At 39.2% G+C, this 15,591-nt stretch carries 20 protein-coding genes; 4 read left to right on the top strand and 16 right to left on the bottom strand.

Translation table 11 applies throughout. The annotated features are described in order from the left end of the window. Positions 1-42: 42 nt before the first annotated feature. The 4 genes from AC0VYG_RS20685 to AC0VYG_RS20670 all read right to left on the bottom strand — a co-directional run bounded on the left by AC0VYG_RS20685 (position 43) and on the right by AC0VYG_RS20670 (position 2,557). Positions 43-654: a Yip1 family protein gene (locus AC0VYG_RS20685; protein WP_475429776.1), complete on the bottom strand. Its 612-nt coding sequence runs from the start codon at positions 652-654 to the stop codon at positions 43-45. A 350-nt stretch (positions 655-1,004) separates the two neighbouring features. Further along, positions 1,005-1,661, bottom strand: a complete 657-nt coding sequence (locus AC0VYG_RS20680) for a hypothetical protein (RefSeq protein WP_475429775.1) — start codon at positions 1,659-1,661, stop codon at positions 1,005-1,007. Positions 1,662-1,909: 248 nt separating this feature from the next. Next, positions 1,910-2,209, bottom strand: coding sequence for a hypothetical protein (locus tag AC0VYG_RS20675; protein WP_475429774.1), 300 nt, complete (start codon positions 2,207-2,209; stop codon positions 1,910-1,912). A 132-nt stretch (positions 2,210-2,341) separates the two neighbouring features. Beyond that, positions 2,342-2,557, bottom strand: coding sequence for a hypothetical protein (locus tag AC0VYG_RS20670; RefSeq protein WP_475429773.1), 216 nt, complete (start codon positions 2,555-2,557; stop codon positions 2,342-2,344). 43 nt (positions 2,558-2,600) lie between these two features. Here AC0VYG_RS20670 and AC0VYG_RS20665 point away from each other — a divergent pair, with 43 nt between their 5' ends. Further along, positions 2,601-3,062 carry a helix-turn-helix domain-containing protein gene (locus AC0VYG_RS20665; RefSeq protein ID WP_475429772.1) on the top strand — a complete coding sequence of 154 codons (462 nt, stop codon included), beginning with the start codon at positions 2,601-2,603 and terminating at the stop codon, positions 3,060-3,062. Between the two features lie 640 nt (positions 3,063-3,702). Next, positions 3,703-3,846, top strand: a complete 144-nt coding sequence (locus tag AC0VYG_RS20660; RefSeq protein ID WP_475429771.1) for a hypothetical protein — start codon at positions 3,703-3,705, stop codon at positions 3,844-3,846. 60 nt (positions 3,847-3,906) lie between these two features. Here AC0VYG_RS20660 and AC0VYG_RS20655 read toward each other — a convergent pair whose 3' ends face one another. The 10 genes from AC0VYG_RS20655 to AC0VYG_RS20610 all read right to left on the bottom strand — a co-directional run bounded on the left by AC0VYG_RS20655 (position 3,907) and on the right by AC0VYG_RS20610 (position 11,512). Next, positions 3,907-5,163: a hypothetical protein gene (locus AC0VYG_RS20655; RefSeq protein WP_475429770.1), complete on the bottom strand. Its 1,257-nt coding sequence runs from the start codon at positions 5,161-5,163 to the stop codon at positions 3,907-3,909. Next, the gene (locus AC0VYG_RS20650; protein WP_475429769.1) at positions 5,141-6,208 is read right to left on the bottom strand and encodes a zonular occludens toxin domain-containing protein; all 1,068 of its coding nucleotides are present in this window, start codon (positions 6,206-6,208) and stop codon (positions 5,141-5,143) included. The genes AC0VYG_RS20655 and AC0VYG_RS20650 overlap by 23 nt, the downstream gene beginning before the upstream one ends. Positions 6,209-6,219: 11 nt before the next feature. Then, entirely contained in the window at positions 6,220-6,591 is a 372-nt protein-coding gene (locus AC0VYG_RS20645; protein ID WP_475429768.1) for a DUF5455 family protein, read from the bottom strand. Position 6,592: 1 nt separating this feature from the next. After that, positions 6,593-8,098 (bottom strand): hypothetical protein, encoded by a 1,506-nt coding sequence (locus AC0VYG_RS20640; RefSeq protein ID WP_475429767.1) that lies wholly within the window; start codon positions 8,096-8,098, stop codon positions 6,593-6,595. A gap of 77 nt (positions 8,099-8,175) precedes the next feature. After that, a complete protein-coding gene (locus AC0VYG_RS20635) occupies positions 8,176-8,403 on the bottom strand; it encodes a major coat protein (RefSeq protein ID WP_475429766.1) in 228 nt (75 codons plus the stop codon). Between the two features lie 106 nt (positions 8,404-8,509). Further along, positions 8,510-8,608, bottom strand: coding sequence for a tail virion protein G7P-2 (locus tag AC0VYG_RS20630; RefSeq protein WP_475429765.1), 99 nt, complete (start codon positions 8,606-8,608; stop codon positions 8,510-8,512). A gap of 2 nt (positions 8,609-8,610) precedes the next feature. Continuing rightward, positions 8,611-8,892 (bottom strand): single-stranded DNA-binding protein, encoded by a 282-nt coding sequence (locus tag AC0VYG_RS20625; RefSeq protein ID WP_475429764.1) that lies wholly within the window; start codon positions 8,890-8,892, stop codon positions 8,611-8,613. A 42-nt stretch (positions 8,893-8,934) separates the two neighbouring features. Beyond that, complete coding sequence (locus AC0VYG_RS20620; RefSeq protein ID WP_475429763.1) at positions 8,935-10,833, bottom strand: replication endonuclease; 1,899 nt, start codon at positions 10,831-10,833, stop codon at positions 8,935-8,937. A 128-nt stretch (positions 10,834-10,961) separates the two neighbouring features. Continuing rightward, positions 10,962-11,213, bottom strand: coding sequence for a hypothetical protein (locus tag AC0VYG_RS20615; protein WP_475429762.1), 252 nt, complete (start codon positions 11,211-11,213; stop codon positions 10,962-10,964). A 101-nt stretch (positions 11,214-11,314) separates the two neighbouring features. Then, entirely contained in the window at positions 11,315-11,512 is a 198-nt protein-coding gene (locus AC0VYG_RS20610; RefSeq protein WP_475429761.1) for a DNA-binding protein, read from the bottom strand. A gap of 147 nt (positions 11,513-11,659) precedes the next feature. Between AC0VYG_RS20610 and AC0VYG_RS20605 the strand changes: the two genes are divergently transcribed. Together AC0VYG_RS20605 and AC0VYG_RS20600 are read left to right on the top strand one after the other, a co-directional pair. Beyond that, on the top strand, positions 11,660-12,337 hold the full coding sequence (locus tag AC0VYG_RS20605) for a helix-turn-helix domain-containing protein (RefSeq protein WP_475429760.1): 678 nt from the start codon (positions 11,660-11,662) through the stop codon (positions 12,335-12,337). A 2-nt stretch (positions 12,338-12,339) separates the two neighbouring features. Continuing rightward, positions 12,340-13,341 carry a phage integrase gene (locus tag AC0VYG_RS20600; protein ID WP_475429759.1) on the top strand — a complete coding sequence of 334 codons (1,002 nt, stop codon included), beginning with the start codon at positions 12,340-12,342 and terminating at the stop codon, positions 13,339-13,341. Between the two features lie 30 nt (positions 13,342-13,371). Here the strand turns inward: AC0VYG_RS20600 and gapS4b are convergent, their stop codons facing one another. Both gapS4b and gapS4a read right to left on the bottom strand, forming a co-directional pair. Next, on the bottom strand, positions 13,372-14,490 hold the full coding sequence (gene gapS4b, locus AC0VYG_RS20595) for a GapS4b family protein (RefSeq protein WP_475429758.1): 1,119 nt from the start codon (positions 14,488-14,490) through the stop codon (positions 13,372-13,374). A gap of 18 nt (positions 14,491-14,508) precedes the next feature. Then, entirely contained in the window at positions 14,509-15,441 is a 933-nt protein-coding gene (gapS4a, locus tag AC0VYG_RS20590) for a GapS4a family protein (protein ID WP_475429757.1), read from the bottom strand. Positions 15,442-15,591 lie beyond the last annotated feature (150 nt).

The raw sequence follows: 15,591 nt of genomic DNA, 5'->3' as shown, positions 1-15,591 counted from the left end.
GCCATGTCAGTCATTGCATGGTGTTGTGGAAAAGCGGACGCATTATTGAAAGAAGTGCCAAACAACACTGTGTTCTGAGCCCATGCTCCACAAGAGTACAATGCCCGCTAATACGGCTTCTAACACCAAAATACCAATGCCTAACGTTGTGCTGGAAAGAATAAAGCCATTCTCATGACTGATGCCCAAGAAACTTGGCGTCCCTTTGTACAGTAAGTACGCTGTATAGCAAATGCCTACCACACAAGCGAGTGTACATAGCCAAATAATTGGATAAACCGCGAAAATGCCGCTTAAAAACAAAGGCGTCGCAATGTAGCCAGCAAAGACAATACACTCATGTCGACTAGGTCGGTTTGGGTATTGTTTTGCCATTCTATGAATGAGACTGCCCACAATGGCCACCGCCGCTAAGATAAGAAGATAGAACAAGACACCAAGGCTTAAGCCATTGAGCAGAGAGACTTTAATGGTATCGTTACCACCAAATGTCCAGCCAAACTGAGTAGTACCAATAAAGGTGCTTACCACGGGAATGGCTGCCATTAATAGTACATGGTGTAGATATAAATGGCTGACGCTTTCATTTTCCTTGTTGATGGTTCGCCATTCTTGTTCCGGATGATGAATTAACCCCCAAACGTGATTGATCATAGATTTCCCCTCGTGTTTTTTCAAAAAACAATTGAACATTGGAAACAATGTATCGACACTGTTTGGCACGGAACTACTGCTCATCTTTTCACGCGCTCTACTGCACAGTATAGATGACTACGAGCGCACGGCAGCTTTGAGCCATATCGTTTTTTTATAACAAATTCGTTCTTAAACACTTAATGTGATTAAAAAATGCACAGCAATGATAAACTCTATTTAAGTCAATCAGCTATAAATAAAGCTTATTGTTAGAAGAGAGGTGCAAAATCAGGGAAGAAACAAACGCACTCTAGAGCCAATGCACAAAATGAACATTGGCTCTACATGTTTAGAAACGGGCAGGACTGCTAGTTGTCATCCGCTTTGCATTGGTAGTTTTTTGGCATTTTTACGGTAAAACCCTGATCCATCGGGTTGGTAAAACTGGTTTTCGCCACCGCCTCTTTGGCTAAAAAGGCAAACACCTTCCATTTCGAGCAGGTCTCATTCTCGAGGGAACTACTAGAGACCAGAACGGGTGCGCCTTTGTTGTCTTTGATATTAAAATCAAAGGTATAAACGCTGACCATTGCCGTGACCGTTCGGTAGCCCGTGACACGGGTGACCGTTCTTTCTGTCCGCACACAGTTGACTTCCTGATTAGCCCCTTTGGGTTTGCTACAGGTTGTGTAATAACCATTGTTGACATCATTAAAAATCGGAACAGAAAGATCCTTCTTCTTCTCAGATGAGTGGAAGTTGATGGTCAAAATATAATCGGGGTGCTTATAGTCAGTGGAAACGTTTTTATAGCCCAACGCGTTGAAAGAGGCGATAACATTGGGAATATAGCGTTTATTGGTCAGTTCATCGCCTTTTGGACTTCCTTGAATTTTGATTTTGGCGGTTTTGGCAATGTGCACGTCAGGGTCAACGTTGCTCACATGATGACCTTGCATGATCTCAGAAGTGGAGCAACCCGCTAGTAAGACACTGAGCAAAACCGTAGTGATAAAAAATCTCACGTTTACATCCTCTATAAAGTCGTTATTTCGATTCACTGTCATTTTATGAGAGCATAATTCAGCGACAAATCCGAGTAATAGTTACCGTCTTACAATGTTATGACTGATTGTTGAAAATAGATGACCCATTATTGTCAAAATAATGGTGATTGCCCAAAGTGGTAATTCGGCGCATGACACTACACCATACCATTTTTAATTTATATGGGGCTCTTAGGCGCAGTGTTACCTCTGAGTATTTTTTTCCACTAAAGCACTTCTTCATCAAGTGCCAGTGTAGGACTGATTGACTGTTTAGTAATGATGGTGCCATAGCCATTTTGAAATGTCACAAAGGCGTGTACCAGTCGGTGAGAGTCTGGTTCTTCAATCATTGGAGTGAGTGAAATAAGGGCATTGGCGACTTTGCCAAAGGTTTCTAAGTCGATACCAAAGTGCTCTTTGAGCGGGGTGTCATAATCTTCGCCATTATCGATCAAAGCATCGGTCTGATCTGGTGTGAGTCCGAGAGCGTATTCGGCGAGGCGTTGTATTCCTAACGTATCCATTTGTGTGTCCTTCCATTCCATCTAGGTCGTTAGCCTTCTACTGTCCTTCATCGTTACAGGTTTATTTAGGCATTAACCCTAATGTATTCGGCAATTTTCGTTAATGTTTTAGACGATTCGTGCGGGGATGCTTTATTCAATCACTTGGTTCCCTCGCACGATGACGCCGTAGCGCGCTTTTAACCCCTCATTAAATATCTGGCGAGCAATCTCTGCAATGCCAAGGTTCTCTTCTAATGAAAGCTCCATAAGCTTGGTTTTTACCGATTCACTATGGCGAAAACTGATCTGCTCTGAGACGCGATTTTGCCTTTTTTGTGACACCCGTTTCTTTGTTGGTTCTTGCATCCTCTTTCTCCTGATATACTTTGGTTTCAAATGAGGTCAAACAATGACAAATCAAATTTTAACACCTAAAAAATGGATAGGAAAGAAAAAAGAAGGTGAAATCTATCGATTTCAATTGCTTCTGGCTGAGTTGAATTTAAAACCTGAGGATATTCAAAAAGATACAGGCGTAACAGTAAGAACGATCACAAACAGTATTTATGAAAAAAAACCATTGGGTGCGAAACTATTGCGTGAAATCCACGCAAAATATGGTGTTTCGATTGATTGGTTACTCAGCGGAAAGGGGCAAATGTTCGCGCCTTCAGATGACTCCGCCAGCTCCGCTGTGCGCGAGCCAAACGGTGAGTACGGCAGTGACCCACGCTTTGAACGTATCATGACATTGGTTCGTGATTTTATGGCAAACGCCGATGACGACGAAAAAGCCTGGTTGGAAACACAAGTCAAACTCAACATCGCACAGTACCAACAACACCTTAAAAGCGTGCCTGACGAAAACTAAAACACCTTCTAAAAGGTGTTTTAGCCTCCTATACCGAAAATTCTTATCTCCTGAACCTAATCAACCAACTGCTTTTGCTTTGAAGCGAATTATAAAACTATGGGACGACATACTCAGCTACTTCTTACTAGACGGTAGGCGCCTTAGAAAGCAAGCTGTTGATGATTGCTGAGCGATAGAAGATATCACCTCAAAAAAGATAGCGTTAAATTTTTCAGAGCAATAAAAAAGCCACCCGAAGGTGGCCTTACATTCTTTGGTGCCTCTTGTGTGCACCGAGCTGAGTTTAAAAAGTGCAAACCCTTTTAAACACAACCACTTAAGTGGTGGAGGTGGGGGGGATCGAACCCATACCATACACAGGCCATAGTGGATTGTAGTGTAATAATGTGGATTTAGCGATAGATGAAGGGCAGATAAGACCACTTTAAACCACTGTATTACATAGCGTTGTAGTCATTATGTAGACATAGTTAACTACAATAAACCATCTATTAATCAATAGAACAAAATCAGCTAACATGGCTATAAAATAGTGAAAATAATAGTCGACTAAAGATCACATTGAAAGGTGTGAAAGCTCTGCTACAATTTTCTTGAGTCGGCAATTTGACGAATGAACAACTTATGAGACACGAATATGACAAGCGAAAAAGATGGAACAAAAAAACTAAAAGAAGACGATCAAAAGCTTGCTGATGAATTTGAAGATGCTGAATTAGCTCAGCTTGTGAGAGAGCGCCAAAACTCCCCAGAAATAGAGGTGAGCATTGAAGACCTATAACTAATGTAATAGCCCTCATCCCCCAGACCACTGCGTGGCAGGAGGACGAGGGCTATTGCATTAAAAAACCGTTGTCTTAATAAAAACCATTAGTTCTTTTTGACCATTTTCAACACTTTCAGAACGGAATAGTCCGCCGATGAGAGGTATATTCATTAGAACAGGAACACCTGTAGTCGTCTTTCTAGACTCATTTGAAATTAGTCCGCCGAGCGCTATCGTCTCACCATCATTAAGACGAGCTACGGTTGAGATAGACCGTTGATTAGTAATAATGTCTCTGGCCTGAGCGCTGTTTGTAACGCTTGATGATTCTTGTGTGATTTTTAATACAACTTGACCTGAGCCAAGAACATGAGGTGTTACTGATAAGCTAACCCCAACGTCTTTACGTTGAATGGATTGTGTTTGAACACCGCCGTCTGTGGTTTGAGTTGATACTAAAAATGGCACGTTCTGACCCACTGAAATATGTCCTAATTCGCGATCCATGACCAAGATGTTAGGGGTTGAAAGAATTTTGGTCTTATCATCTGTCATAAGTGCTGAAATTAGCCCTGTAATACTCCCTCCTGAGCCTAAAAGAGCGTACCCACCGAGAGCTAAGTTTGCTATATCACTTGATTGTGATGAGTTTGTGGTGGACTTAAGCGCAAAACCATTTTTAGACAAAGAGGTCCCAAGGTTAATGCCTAGATCTTTTCGATTAGATATGTCGGTTTCAAGAATAATAGCCTGAATCAAAACTTGCTTTATATTTAAGTCGATTTGAGAAACGATGCCATCTAATGAAGCAAGCTGCTTTTTTGTTGCTAGCACCAAAAGAGAGTTTGAACCAACAAGAGGCTCAACAGAGTGGCGAGAAACAGTGACTTTAGCGGTAGTGTTGTCTTTATCAGTTGAGTCTTTAGGCTCTTCTGAGTTAGCAGCTAACAATATGGTATTGAAAAGCTCTACAGCCTTAGAGTTTCTTATATGTTTTAAGGTGTAAACCTTGGCATCGAGTATAGGTAAATTAATTTGAGAATTGGTATCGATTGCAACGACCAAATCATCATTTTCTTGTTTGACGCTGTAGCCATTTGCTGCCATGACTTTCTTAAACAAGGGGATCACTTCTTGGTCATCAAGTGTGCTTACGTTGATTGAAATATTACCTTCAACCCCTTTACCAAGAATGATGTTTTTATGGGTTTGTTGCGCTACCCATTCGGAGAAATCACTAAGTGGTGAATGCTTAATGATAAATGGATCAAGCGGGTAAGCTTGAGCAGCCGAGCATGCTAGTAAAAGACTAATTACAATAAAGCGAAACATACTCGTCTCCTTTGGTAATTAGGGCTTCACAAGCGCCACGAGACTTAACAACGTAACCTTTCTTTCTGAGTAATTTCGCTGTGTGCTTTTTGCCTTCTGAATCTGTGAACTGATAGTTAGACAGTTGACCAGGGAAGTTAGCAAAGCCAGAAATTAACCATCCTGATAGCTCATCTTTTAAAGGCTTCACTGGCTCGACAACTTTCACTGGCTGTGATGTGGTATCCGCTTTATTTACAAAGATTTCTAAGATTGCAAAACATGAGACAACACCAAATACGAAGAAGGTGATACGAGACCATTTTCGAAAGTAAATTTTGGAGATACGCATAATATTCCTAAGGGTTTTAGGGACGGAATATCGTCCATGAGTGTAATAAGGAGGAAGAACGGAATAGACACCATTGTCGTAATGGTCAGTAAACATTTGCTTGGTGTCATAAGAGGAGTAGAGGGAGATGCCAACGGTTACCCATGTATCAACTTTGATGGCTGTGGACGAATCCCCGTAACGAACAATACCTAAGTGGACTTTTGGAAGAGGCATTTTGCCGCCTGTTATAATTTTAAAAATTGAGCCAATAATAGGAAGCGTAGCTCTATCAGTACGACGGCAATAAACTACGTGTTCAGCTAAAGACAAACGGGCTTGTTTATCCACTAGACTAAGATCTTGAATGATAAAAATGACGTCCCAGCCTTTCTTTCTAGCATGTAAAAGCCAGTTAATGACCGCCTGCCGACCTTTGTCAGCCCATGTTCTGGAGTTAAACCAAGTGCCACATTCATCTAAAACTAGAAGTCCATTTTGGCTTTCATCATAGGACTTGTTGCCAATTCCAATGGCTTCTAAATCAAAAATTTCAGGCTTATCTGGTACTCGATACAAACGAGTATTTTTCTTATCTCTGCCCAGCATGTTTTTGAGGTTGATATCTAGATTTGTTGCGACAGGAAGCCCTTTATTTAACTTATCTCTAATACGCCCAACGGAAACCAAACTCTTTCCCGCTCCAAGCTTCCCTGTTACGAAATATATTGGCATTCGTGTACTCCTTAGTGGCCTGACGAGTAGTATTCGATGAATCTCACCTGCCAACGCCAAACCCATTTAATAGTGTGTGCTGAGATGAGTGCAGAAATACAAGCAGGAGCGTTGTCTGGAACAACAAGGCTAACTGCTTGCTGATAAAAAGGAGGAGCTACTAATGCAATACTTAAAATCAGTCCCTTAATAAGAGTAATCATGCCAATTGTAAGTGCAGCAATTGAAGCTATTACACCAAGCTGTGTTGCTGTTCGTGCGGTGAACCATTTGGCTATAAAGGCAATACAATTACCAAACAGGGTAGCAATGAAAGTCGCTAATGCAGGGAGGCGAAGAAGTGAACCAACTGCTGATATTAAAGGTAATAAAAAGGATGACATACTAAGCTCCCTGGCTTTTAGGTGATGCAGTTGAAAGGACTATCCCAATGAGACTTTGAATGGTGTAAATGGCAATTAAAAAGCCAAAGATGCTTTTAAATTTGTCTGAGAACTCACAGCTAATGGTGAAACTGTAAGGTTTAGATGGTGCAAAGATAATGGGAGAGCATTCTCGTGGCTGAGGAATAATGCTAAGAATAGGATCAAAAAGACCATCTAAAACACTGCTGTCTAAAGGTGAGGAACCCTGAATAGAGGTTACCTCTCCCTTAATACTAGTAACGGCTTTTTCATTCTCGTCGTTAAATAGGTTTTGTAAGGTGTCCATCACATTTGTGATAAAGCTACTTGATATGCCATGCTCACCTTCACAGCTTTTAGCGTCAGTATTTGGGTCACAAGGTTTAAGGTTTTCGATTTTAGAAGATATGTCTGATAGCTGCCCTGAAATCACAGAATCACCAGAAGCCACAGTTTGATTAAGATCGTTTACAGAGCCAGATATATCGTTAGAGCTATTAGATATTGCACTGGTAATTTTAGAAGAAGAGGTATTAATAGAGTCCGTTATAGCTTCTGAGCCATTATCAGTATTATTGCCATCCTGAATGGCAGACTTTATATCTGTAAGTGTATTATTTAAATCATTTTGAGCTGTGTTGATAGCATCAATGGTCTTGTCTGTGTTCGCATTTGCCGCAGTTGTACCATCTCGAACAGCGCGTTCGATATTACCAAAATCCCCCCTAAGTTCTTTACCAATTGCGGTTGCTAAAGATGTTAAGTCTGAGTTGCCAGATGATGTTGACTCTGGACTTTGAGGATCATTGTATTCGTTGCCATCTGCGTTACCTCCGTTACTGGGGTTGTCAGGAGAAGATGGGTCGATAGTTTCGCATGCGAAATCAAAACTGGTTGGGTCACGATAATTGAATGTTAAAACGGAAGCAGAGGTTTTTGAACAGCTCGCCTTACTCATTGCGTACTGATAGCATGAGTCGTAATCACTACAAACTCCAACGGATACAGAACAGTAACCGCCAGCCTTAACATAAGTGCCGTCACTACATTGCTTGGGTGTTGGCCGATCACAATGATCTTCATATCCATAGACATTAGGTGGAAAACCATCAGAACACATATCGACAGGAGGTTGATATCCCTCCTGACAGCTAGCAATATCAGATGTACTAGCTTTACATGCCATACGAAAAAAACGATTACTGACAATGCTTAACATACCTGAAGATAAGATCCGCTTATAATCGATGTAAAGCATTCCATTTGAATATGTACCAGATGCAACCATAGAAACGCCTGTACAGTCTTCAAACTTATTGCAGTCCATCATAGCTGCTTCATGTGAAGTGGATCCTACTAAACCTGGAGTTGAGGAATGCCAATAATATCCAGCAGCGCCATCAGAAGAGAACGAATAGCTTGAAAGTAGAAATAAGGGGATTAATAGAAAGAACTTTAATTTTTGACAGATCTGGTTAGTTTTCATAATGATGGCCGTAAACTAAATTTTAAGAAAAGAGGAGGCTTTAAACCTCCCCTGTCTCTATAAAAACGCCAGAAACATTAAGAGGCTTTATTAGTGAACTTCTTAACTAGTTTGATGATTATGCCGGGGACAAGTACCGCCGCTAAGAGAGCATAAGCGGCTGTCGAAACATCAGTTACAGAAGCTGTAACAGAATCGAAAGCTGCTTGCGCGGCTTCTGGAAGAGCTGCATTAGCGGTAGAAATGGACGCAGCAACAACTAATGTTGAAAGAGCTAATTTTGTTTTCTTATCATTTAATTTCATGATGTAGATACCTCAAGTAGTTTTTTGAAATACAAGATTGTTGAACCAAACGCCCAACCTAGGACGTAAGCAGTAATTAGGGACGAAATAACAAATTGTGTGTCTGTCATCGTTGCCCCCCTTTAATTGCACCAAGACCAAAAGCAATAATGAGCGAGGCGCAAAACCCTAAAAGCCAAAGCTGGTCATACTGATCAGAGGACATGACTAACTGGCCTTTTGAATTAGTGCGTTTTTGTTGTACGGCACAAGATCAATCTGGAAAGGATTAAGCTCTAGGTTCTTGTAGCGACCAACTTGAAAAGTGGATAACGCTAGGCTGTATTCGCCAATTGGCTTGGCTTCAGCAGGGTTACGAATAGGGATCTCAATTTCTTGAGGGAAAGCCCCGCCCATGTCGGCATAGGCAACTTGGAAGTAACGAGCACCATTTTTTGTATTGCGTGTTTGTGCAGCGTGATGACCTTCAATGATAGATATTTTCAACATAGTTATTTCTCCGTTATTTTCGTTTATGTGTACTGCGTAGAGTTATTGAAACAAGTCCAAGGCTCCAGACTTCGTCTGTCGCAATGGCGCTCTTTGCCGCGCGGGCAGAACCTCACTCTTCGAAAACAAGTTTTCATCAGAATGCGGTTTTAAATTTCGTTTGTTTATGTCATGAATATTTTGTTTGCAGATTTCGGTCATAAGCTCTACGACACCTGTCATGATTTTCTGGCGAGCTATTTTGATTTCTTCAGTATCTTTTATTTCCCAAAAATTGATTCGGCTCAGAACGGTCATGCCTGCGTAGAGCACACCAATGACTCTATCTTTTGCATCGTCACCGTATCTTGTTTTAAGAACTGGAATGATTTCACCGGTGTCTTTGTTTAGCTTGTTGCCTTTACCATAAGCAATGGTAGCCACCTGTTCTTTTCTTGGAACAAATGGACCACCCATAGCCATAACAAATGCAGCCCAATCACCATCTTTTGCGGCTTGTCTAATCGTCTCTAAATGACCTTCTTGCTCTCCTAATCGTCTGAACTCTCTATATAGCTGCACGCTAGTCACTCCTAGTCTTTGAAACTGTCTGATGCCGTTATCTCTTGCCCATGTTTCTATTTTTTCGGCACTTTCATATGGGTTTGTTTGATGCCAATCTTTATGTGTTTTGGTGATGTGAATTTGGTTATCGACCATGTAACCATCGACGTTTTTGCATATATATTTGATGACATAGCCAACCGCTGAATACTCACGACCTGTTTCAGGGTTAATGCCTTCTTTGATTCGTTCAAAAGTAATGCGGCGTTCACTTGCTCCTTGTTCATCGGGATCGGTGCGAAGTGCGTATTCGGTTAGAATTTCTTTTAAACGCTCATAGTCATCAGGGAAAATAAAAAGAAGTAGATGCCAGTGAGGCGTGCCATCGTGATGTGGTTCTGGTACTCGTAGGCCAAAATATTGGATGTTGTTTCGTTTAAGCTTGGCAGAGGCTGGCTGCCAAAATTGCTTCAGCAAATAGTTATGGCCGTCTTTGGGTGTTGATCCATCCCACTTAGGATTAGGTATGACTTTAATTACCTTCCCTTTTTTATCAGTAATCTTGGTCATACGGTGCATTGCTGAATGCAAAGTAGGAGTAATAAAGACCCCTATCATTCCCAATGATTTAGCTAAAAGTTCTTGACCTTTGGTGGTAACAATTAGTTCTGTACGTCGATGTTTAGGGTTAGATGTAGATCGGTCAGAAAGGTCTAAAAGAGTAGCTTCGTATCCATCTTGATTTACTGCTATTTGGCTTTCTAAGTAGGCTTTGTTGTTGGCTTTACGCTGCTTATGCCTTTTAAGGGATAAATCTGATGAATAAGGCGAGCGTAAATAATGAACTTGACGAAGCTCTCTACAAACGTTTTGAAGGGTGATTTTTTGCAATGAGAGAAGCTTGCGCTTCCAAATGCGATAATCTAAAAAACGATTAAGGATTGGCTCTAGTTCAAGATCGGCAAAAGCAAACTCAATATTGTATTGCGCTGCCAGCTTGTAACAATAATCAACGACAAAGGCATGATTGGTCGGATTATAAACTTTTGCTTGTCGGCATTTGTTAGAGAGAGCCTTGGAAAGGTCTTGAAGGGATTCTGGAGACGCGCATAAGCTGAAACCGTTGACTGTGAGCTTTTTATCAAGCTCTAAAAAGCGTCGATTGGCTTTAACGTACCCTTTGTTTTTCGCTACATCTTCATACTCAGCACGAAGAGCAGAAGCTAATGCCAAGTGTCTTGAAATAATCTTGTCACGAAATGCTATACATTCTTTGGTACCAAAAGAGTCAATCGTAGACGAAGCCTTATTACCACCATCGTGCCCTGTGAATGATTTATCACCGAACATAGGGTTTTTGAGCTTGTACAAGGTCGCTTTAGGCGCGACAAATTGCAAATGACTCGTAGAATGAGATAACATTCACGTGTTCCTTTTTTAGCGATTTGGGACAAAAAATGGAAAGTAGCATTGGCGTGCTGCCTTCTTATAAGGTCATACCTGATTGGCGTTGGGTATGGCCTTTTTTAACTAAATTTTATCTGTAATATTGATTTATTAATCTCCAGAGTGCTTTCTCTTAAAAGTACCTCCCATGCCTCTTCTAGGAGAAGCGTGCTTTCCTCACGGTCAATAGCATCTATGAGAATATGAAGTGTATCCATTGCTATACGAATGACATCAACGTTTCTGACTTCACCAGTTCTAGCTGATTTTTTCAATATTTTAGAGAACTCTATGAATCGTTTTTTCTTTTCATTATCGATTGTGATACTCATATTTATCCTGTTATTTAATGAATAGATCCTGCAAATCAGTATGAGTACTTCTCAATTCTTCTCTGCAAGAAGCTACTCAATATTATTGCTGAGTAGAATTTTTATTGGTTTTCATGCTCAAGAGCTTCTTTTGTCATCAAGGTAAGGTTGATAAGACGATATCGACCTATTTTCACCGTAGGCAAATGGCCTTTATCAATCATTCCTCGAATTACCTCCTCTTCAAGACCGCTCAGTTCTGAAAAGCGCTTTTTAGTCACATATGGAGGAGTAATGTTGAAACCTAAATTTGCTTGCATAGAGCTATAATTCTCCAAAATTTACCCACTCATATAGTGTCTGCTATGTGTTGCGTGTTAAATTACAGCAATATAATTGTTATTTCTTACCCTAAAATAGGTAATTCATTACCCTTTGATGGGTATTTTTATTCTTTTGAGGTGTGTATGTCAAGAAAAACGTCTGAAAAAATTTCTATGCTAAGGGGATTTCTTGGTTTAACTAGGATTGAATTTTCAGAATCCATAGGTATTTCCATAAACACCTTGAAAGCGATCGAGCAAAAGGGTGTTACTCCAAAGTCTGACGTTCTAGTCCGTATCGCAAGTACTTGGCCTAAATATGCGAACTGGTTGTTGCTTGGTGAAGGTACTCTTGAAAGTCTTGATGTGATTGATAAAGTTTTAGAAAGCTACATTGTCATTGATAGTGTGGATGCTAGGTATATGGACCAATGCATAGTAAAAACGGAACGTTTTAAACAGTTAATATTTGTACAAAGTGATAGTAGCGAAGACCTAGCTGCAATGCTTTTAATCGACCAACCTAGCTTATATAGCCTAAGTAAATATGAAAACAATGAAGGGTGTGTGTGGGTTAAATCGGGAAACATGAACTTCACTCGAAGTAATGGCGGTGGATGGTTGGCTTTAAGAGTTTTTAGGGAGTGGTTAATGGAAAAAAATTCCGACTTAGTCTACGGCGCTGAATATTATGAAATCTCTCAAGAGATAAAAGATAGCGTTTACAAAACTTTAAAGGTCGGAAAGGACTGCCTGAAAGTACCTAAAAAAACCACACGTTTCAGCAACTTTCAAAATTGGAAGGAAGGAGAAGGTTACTAAAAATGGCCATTAAAAAAGTAGAAAATAAATGGCTTGTTGACCTGTATCCAAATGGCCGAGAAGGAAGGCGTGTAAGAAAGCGGTTTGATACTCGCATTGAGGCACAAAGGTTTGAAAAGCATATTTTAGCAAAAGCGAGTTCAGATAAAGATTGGAATGAAAGCTCTTCTGATAACAGGCGCTTATCTGGCCTTGTTGATTTATGGTTTAAGTTAACAGGGCAATACCTGAAAGATGGCGAACGAAGAAAACGTAAGTTAGACGCAATGGTTGAAGGGATAGGTAACCCTATCGCTCGTAAGTTAACCTCTAAAGAGTTTGCCCATTGGCGAGCGATGAGGAGTGAGCAGGGGCTATCTCCCAAGACATTAAATAATGAATTAGGCTACTTAGGTGCATTATTCAACTCTCTAAAAAAGAATGGTGAGGTCGCCTATTCGAATCCTCTAGATGAAATCTCTTTGATAAAAATCCCTGAAAGAGAGCTTGCATACCTAACAAGCGAACAAATAGAAGAATTAATGGAATCCATTAAGCTATGTGAGAATGAGCATGTTGAACTAATTACACTAATTTGTTTGTGTACTGGTGCTAGGTGGGGGGAAGCTGAAGGGCTTACTTCGGGAAATGTTCGTGACGGTAAAGTGACCTTCAATGATACTAAAAATGGGAAAAACCGAACAATTCCAGTAGCGGAATGGCTTTTTGAACGTCTTAAGAAACATGCTCCGAAAGCGACTAATCGACCTTTGTTTACTAGCTCAATAGGTAGTTTTAGACGAGCATTGAAACGAACGACAATTGAACTCCCTAAAGGACAGGCAGCCCATGTCCTAAGACACTCCTTTGCAAGTCACTTTATGATTAATGGTGGAAATATACTGACGTTACAGAGAATATTAGGGCATAGCGACATAAGAATTACTATGCGGTATTCACACCTTGCCCCAGATCATTTGAAAGACGCTGTAGACCTGAATCCTTTAAGAAATATAAAGATTTAAGACTAACGCTTTGTTAGGCATATTGCTTTATTAAGGCAGTAATGTTTTAAAAATTTCTACTTTCTTAGAGTCTAACTCTTCAAGGAGTGCTTTTTTGACTTTTGAAATACTTAAATTACGGTATTTGGTATCAAGGTCTATGGTATTAATATCTATTCCAAATTCAGCATGATTATTATTAGATCTTGAAAAATTGTAAAATTCAAAGTTAACTTTGCAATGGCCTGTGGAAGATGGGGTTTTAATGGAAAAACGAAAATAGGCTTGCATTTTCCATATTATCAGATATGGGTGGCAGTTCTGATCTTTTATAAAAAATGTAGATTGAATTTCTTCACCATTCAAATGGATTTTAGATATTTTTTTCTCCATCCAGCTTATGTCTAGGTTGGATGGGATTTTTTTTAATTCGTCTGGTTTGACATCTATTTCAGTTATTTTTTTGAAGCTAAATGCTGGGCCAGTAAGTCCTCCAGTTAGTGACCAGAAAAATTTTATTCTTTCTTCATTGCTAAAAAAAGAAAATATTATTTTATTTTCTTTGCTGGAAATTAATCCTTTTTTATTTAAGTCATCTTTAAGCGTTTTTATTAATGTTTTATTTATTTTGTCGGTATCTTTTGACGTGTGATTGCTGATTGCTATTAAGTCTATATCATTGTTATTGACTCTTATCTCGATGCTAGCCTTATAGGTCTTTTTCTTTTCACTCCAAGAGTCATTAAGGTTGAAAGACTCGATTTCATATTCGTAAATAAGATGATTAGGGTTCGAATTAACGGGAAAAAATTGAGGGTCGCCAATGAATCTAAAATTATCATATTCAGGTTGGTAGGTGTCGTGTATAGAGATTTGAGAAACCCCATCGAGTAAACTTTTATCTGATGACCATGTTAGTAGCTCAGATTTTCTTTTTATATTGTCTTCTTTTTTAATTCGGTGGCTCTTAATTCTTTCATATTCATTTGGGGATAATATTCCAGCGCAAAGTAATGGAATAGTGTCTTCTTTTCTTTGTTTACCAAAAAAAATACCTTTGGATTTTAAAGTTTTTTGTATGAAGCTTTCAGAAATTTCATTTTGAACTAATAAAGCCTTTAGCTCTTCTCCATAAGGTAATTTTGAGTCGATAGGTGATTCAATCCCCATAACAATCTCCTTTTATAATTAAATTAAAGATGAGTGATAGTTTTTAATATCTATTCTTGAGGTGAAACTTTGGTCTTCGAAAATTGCTTTAATACTCTCAATATCATTCTCATTTCTGAGGATGTTTAAATCTGGAAAACATATATTAATTTTAGTTGATAAATTTGATGATATATCATGAGCCAGCCCAATCATTACTTTTAAACTTTCTTTGCTGAAAGGCTCATCAGTTATAAAGACTAAGACAATATCGTTATTATTTACAGCTTTATAGATTATAACTTTAGACGTTATCATCTCTAAAGGTAATATTTTTCCTGACGACTTGTGATCTCTATCACCGGAATTATTATTTCCAGATTTATGATAAAAAAAGTTTACATCATAATCAGAGAAGTTCATTTTCATATAATTATGACAGGCAAAAAGAAAAAATGCTTGTCTATTATCAACGACATAAATAGGATGGTTGAGCTCAAGTTCGCCTGAGAACCTAATGCTTTCAAGTTTTTCTATGAGGTCATGACAGGGAGTCGGTTCATTTGAGTCATGCAACCAGATTAATACACCTGCAAATTGAGTTCTAACTACACCTTGGGTGCGCTGTTTAACTTCTCTACACTCGGTACTAAGAATGAAGCATTCTATTAACGTTTCTATATCTCTTAGATGGGATTTAAAAGTATTGACGGGACTATTTGGATAGTCATCTGCACTGAACTTACTTGAGATACAAGCAAATTGGAGAGTATGGTCAAATAGAGGTGATTTATGATGAGAGAGAAAGTCCATACCATGAGTAGATCGTGGTTTTTCTGATTTTTTATGATCACTACCTTTGACACAAGTTATATCTATACCATGCTGCAAATTATTCCAGCCAATAATGTTAAGTAATTGCTTGGAAACAGCTTCGCCATGTTCCCCAATTTTCTTTGACCATTCGCCCATCAGATCACCTCTAAGGTATTAATTCGTTATGAATTTTCTGTCTTTAAATTTATTTTTAAATAAGGTATTAGAAAATTCTGAAAGTTAATCTGGTTATAGATATGTAAAAAAAAAGAGCCTTAGAATGTATATCCTAAGGCTCTTTTTTTT

This window comes from Marinomonas sp. 63XJN7_7_ISO-PGPR-S23-202 (assembly GCF_056173505.1).
The sequence above is the reverse complement of the archived record's forward strand: the minus strand, read 5'-3'. Positions and strand labels throughout refer to the sequence as shown.